Here is a 4684-nt window from a genome sequence, read left to right as displayed (position 1 = left end):
ATAGCAATGTTATATATCCCTGGTGTATTACAACTGGCAAATGTTCCACCATTACCCAATTCTCTAACAATAGATTTTGACCATGCATCAGCGGCCAACTTTTGGGTTTCCGCCAAACCGAGGTTTTTCACAAACTCGCTTTTATTTGGAATATCTGCGCCATTTTTGTTTTTTTCTAAACGGGTATTGGCATTATCATTCGCTGCCTTGGCTGCATCTTTAGCTTCTTTAACACGAATGTCGGTTTCTTGCTTGCTATATGCACCAACATCTGCCGCGTTCAGCGAAATATCCGCTGACAAAGCTTTTCCATTTACCTTACGAGTAGAAGGTACGCGAGTATTGGCATTATCATTCGCTGCCTTGGCTGCATCCTTAGCTTCTTTAACACGAGTGTCGGTTTCTTGCTTGTTATACGCACCAACATCACCTGCGTTCAGAGCAATATCCGCTGACAGCGCCTTACCATTCACCTTACGCCCTGCCGGAACGCGGCCATTGGCATTATTATCCGCCGCCTTAGCCAAATCATACGCCACCTTCACCGCTTTCGGTGTTGCCGCATGAGTTTCGCTGTTGCTGTCCACCGCGCTGCTCAGGATCACAAATCCCTTCTCTTTCAGCGTCGCATCAGGATGGTTACGGCTATTTGCATGTTTCTTAATAGAATCATCCACATATTCACGCGTAGCCAAAATCACGGATGGATCAACTTTCAATGTCACCGCGTCAGCGCTGCTGACAATCAGAATCATGCGAATAGTCTGAGTACGGCCGGAACCTTCCTGTAATTGGGGTTTGTAGGTTTCCGCACAGTTGCCCACCGCAATCAGAATGCCGTCTTTATCGAACAAGCCAATCTCACGGATCCACCAGCCGCCTTCGTTTTCAGGGATAACCTGTTCTGCAATGATTTGGTTGGTGTTTTTAGGATCGATGCTCAACGTGTTAATCGCTGCACGACGTTTTTCATTAATCAGTTTAGTTTGTTTGGTGTCCGGAGTTGGCAGGCTGCCACCACCATCACCAACGGCCATATGGGTAATTTCAATTTTTGTACCCAATGCCGCAGCATTTGCCAACTTATCTGCGCCTAGCTGCGTCAGCAGCGCAAAATATTTGGTACTCATGATCTAATCCTCATGTCATCAATAATATGTACGCCCGCGCCCACAATTTCTGAGCCGGAGATTGTTACTTGTTCAGGGAAATAAGGATAAACTGTCAGTTCGTCACCACTGTAAGTCGCCGCCGAGTAGTGATATTCGCCACGTGTATCCAAGTTGATGTCCAACCCAATCAAATGTCGGCTCACTGGTTTGGCATCAAAAATCAGGTTTTCCAGCTCCTCGAACATTTCATGAGTGATGCCGTTTTCCAATACACCAATATCCAGCCGGAAGGTGCCTGGGGCATCGTTGGTCTGCCACCATTCTTTGACGCGGATGAGATACCCCAGCGGCTCAACGACCCGCCGAATCGCACCAATCGTTCCTTTATGTTTATGTAGGAACAATGAACTTTTAATCACTTCCCTTTTGGTGCTCTCAGACCAGCGTTCGTCCCAGCGATCGACTGACCACGCCCATGCCAGATAAGGCAGCAGTGATGCCGGACAAGTGTCTGGGTTCCACAACTCACGGAGAGGAACTTTAACTTTCTGCAACTCAGCACAGGCTTTAGCCGCCGCAAGCTCTAGCTGGGTTGAACCCACCGGCAGGAGGCGATCATTCATCCGAACCTCCCATCGTCAATGTGGTCTTGGTGCAGTAAGATGCCTGAGTTTTATCCAGTACCACGTCTTTTAACGGTGCTTTCAGTTCCACACGCTGGATACCTTCTACATGCAGTGCGGCATAAATCGCAGACAAACGAATGTCACGTCCCAGACGATGCTGTGCTTCAACATAGCGTTTTAGTTTTTGTTCAGCCGCCTTGCGGATAGGTTCTGATTCCGGTGTCGGGAAAATGTACAGCACCGCATCAATTTCATATTCCACAATATTCGCTGACTGAACTTTCAGGCGATCAGCCACTGGACGTACGTTTTCATCGTTCAATGCTTTTTCGACTTTCTCCAAGAGTTCTTTGGAGGCAATGCCTTTTTCTTCACGGGACATAATTGTCACTGTGACGTTAGCCGGTGATGGGCTGATTGCCGAAGCATCTGCAACACGGCCATCTGCACTGCGGGCATGGTATTCATAAGCACCGACCGGACCGGCTACGCTCAAGCCTTCAAAGGCCTGCGGAATGCGTACACGGTAGTCGTTGTCAGATTCCGTCACCGCAGGGGTCGGGGGTACGGTGGAGTTATCTGCAGGACGCAAGATCATACGGGAGACGTTATTGTTCGCACCCAATTGATCCAAATCGCTGCCTGTTGAATAGGCCACCATCACCGCCCGGGCGGCTTCGTTAACCCGTTGACGCAAGAGCAATTCACGATAAACGTTCTCTTCCAACAGCTTGACCAAAGGTTCGGACTCCAGTTGCAAGGTACGAGCAATAGCTTCTTGCTGATCTTCCGGATAGAGCGAGATCAATCCTTTTTTGCGCTCTTCCAGCAGTTGTTCATAATCCAGTGGCTCAACCACATCCGGTGGTGGCAACTGGCTTAAATCGATTGTTGGCATTGCTTACCTCACCGGAATCGAAAGTGAAAATTCTTTGGCGGATTGGTGATAAGTACCTGTAATATCCACCACCATTCTGCCGTCCTGTAGGGTCTCCATCGTGATGGACGTCAGCGTCACACGTGGCTCCCAACGGCTGATTGCGGTATAGCTGGCCGCCATCACCTGAAGCCGGAGCGCTGGGTTCTGTGGCCAATCGATCAGTTCCGGCAGCAAAGAGCCGTAGGTGCGACGTGCGATACGGCTGCCTACCGGGGTTAATAAAATATCGCTGACGGATTGCCGGACATGAGCCAGATCTGTCAACTCCCGGCCCGTCTGCCGGTTCATTCCCAGATACATCATACGGGGCCTCCTGATGTGTCACCGCCTGACCTGATGCCAGTGTGTTTATGGGAATCCACGACCACGCCGTTGGAACTGAATGTGCCTCCGGTGTGTTCAATATTGCCCGTCATTTTGCCGCCGTTGCGCACAATCAAGTTGCCTGTGCTCATTAGCTGCGTACAGATGACTTCCGGTGTATCCAGCGTAATTCGGGTACTGGCGACACAGGTGATTTCCGGCGCGGTAATATGGACGGAATCCGATGCAGTCACTGTCGCGGTTTTGATGCCAGTCACAGTCAATGCGCCGGATTGCGGTTCATACTCCATTACGGCACCGTCCGGAAACTTAATATGTGTCGCTTCAGGTGATGTTGATGGAGCCGGAAACTCATCTGAAAAAATCGCAGGCAATACAAAGGCGGTGGTCAGTTCTCCGCCTATGGACAGTAATAAAACCTGCTCACCAACACTGGGCGCCCACCATGTGCGGGAGTTTCCCGCTCTGGATGTCAACCAGTGCAGCCAGTTGGTTTCAAGATTGCCTGTCGCGACTCGGCACATTCCCTTTGTGGTGTCCACTTGGGTAATGACGCCTGTTCGGATCAGGTTGCGCAATAAGCGCATCAGTTCAGTGAGTTGTGTGTTCATGACGTAAGAATGCCATGAAAAAGCAGGCCAGACATTAAATCAGGCTTGTAAGAAACAACATACAAATCCAGAGATAAAATCCTTTTAAATCAAAAAAATAAAAGCCTTTCTTCAGAATGAAAAAAGGCTTTTCGCTATCTTTTGAATGGAACTGAAAGGCATTAAGACAACATGCGATCATTCTGGCTTACACTGCCGAACAACGTCACGCACATACTGTTGCAAATAGTCTAATTTGGCTTGGTCGCTGATGATTCCGGCTCGGATATCGTAAATAGTGCGTCCAGCTTTTGCAGTGAGTTCGACTTGGGTTCCATCGCCCACGCTGCGGGCGCCGGTATCTCGGTTTTGGGTGAGCTGACAGGTAGCAAGGTTGGCGGCGGCGATTTGCACCCGCCGATGACCAGCAGCAATGTCAGTACGTAAAGCCGAATTTTCTTTGGTGACATGAGCTAATTTCCCTGAATAATATTCATCCAATTCTGCAACCCGATTTTGTGCAGTTTTCATTTGTTGGATGGCAGCCAGTGTTTCTGAGCTCGCTTTTTGGTTAATGGCAACAAGTTGTGCAGCATGTTTTTGTTTCAACTCGGTTATTTCATTCAGAAACAAGGAGCGATGCCCCCACCAACCAAGATTAATGCCAATTATCAAGCTCACAATTAAAGGCATTTTTTTCATCGCACCTATTCCCAACGCACCTATTCCTAACTTAATTCCCAACAAATTTGTTCAGCCTCCCGGTTACAAATCTTTCGGTGCTTGATTTATCAGCTCACTGACAATCTTGGCCGATTTTGACGCAGGTTCTAATTCCAGATTTTCCAGGATGTTCTTCAGGATCAGAGTTCGTTTCATCTGCTCCCGACGATTGAGGCGATAGGTTAAGATGCCGAGGGAAATGCTGGCAAACGCGCCAAGCACAAAACTCCACTCATATAAAGAAATCTATGGTCACCCCCGTTTTTGCAACACTGATTTTGATTTATGATGGGCTTGCTTAAATCTATCCGGCGTCACTATGGGCAAGGATGCCCGCGCCTCGATGAGTTCCGCACCTGATATTCCTAA

7 protein-coding genes are annotated in these 4684 nt (G+C 48.8%); all 7 read right to left on the bottom strand.

What is annotated here, in order from left to right:
* On the bottom strand, nt 1–1130 hold a 1130-nt coding region (locus Xenpb_RS17935), incomplete at its 3' end, for a phage tail protein (RefSeq protein WP_255523183.1).
* Complete coding sequence (locus Xenpb_RS17930; RefSeq protein ID WP_187655526.1) at nt 1127–1735, bottom strand: phage tail protein I; 609 nt, start codon at nt 1733–1735, stop codon at nt 1127–1129. The genes Xenpb_RS17935 and Xenpb_RS17930, both read right to left, overlap by 4 nt.
* A complete protein-coding gene (locus Xenpb_RS17925; protein ID WP_187655525.1) occupies nt 1728–2636 on the bottom strand; it encodes a baseplate J/gp47 family protein in 909 nt (302 codons plus the stop codon). Before Xenpb_RS17925 ends, Xenpb_RS17930 begins: the two co-directional genes overlap by 8 nt.
* A 3-nt stretch (nt 2637–2639) precedes the next feature.
* On the bottom strand, nt 2640–2981 hold the full coding sequence (locus Xenpb_RS17920) for a GPW/gp25 family protein (RefSeq protein WP_099113845.1): 342 nt from the start codon (nt 2979–2981) through the stop codon (nt 2640–2642).
* A complete protein-coding gene (locus tag Xenpb_RS17915) occupies nt 2978–3613 on the bottom strand; it encodes a phage baseplate assembly protein V (RefSeq protein WP_099113846.1) in 636 nt (211 codons plus the stop codon). Before Xenpb_RS17915 ends, Xenpb_RS17920 begins: the two co-directional genes overlap by 4 nt.
* A gap of 177 nt (nt 3614–3790) precedes the next feature.
* Complete coding sequence (locus Xenpb_RS17910) at nt 3791–4294, bottom strand: lysis system i-spanin subunit Rz (RefSeq protein WP_187655524.1); 504 nt, start codon at nt 4292–4294, stop codon at nt 3791–3793.
* Between the two features lie 63 nt (nt 4295–4357).
* Entirely contained in the window at nt 4358–4537 is a 180-nt protein-coding gene (locus tag Xenpb_RS17905) for a hypothetical protein (protein ID WP_255523182.1), read from the bottom strand.
* Between the last annotated feature and the right edge of the window lie 147 nt (nt 4538–4684).

This window comes from Xenorhabdus sp. PB62.4 (assembly GCF_014467285.1).
In the GTDB taxonomy this organism is placed as follows: domain Bacteria; phylum Pseudomonadota; class Gammaproteobacteria; order Enterobacterales; family Enterobacteriaceae; genus Xenorhabdus.
Note: the sequence above shows the minus strand (reverse complement) of the source record. Positions and strands in the feature narration are given on the sequence as shown.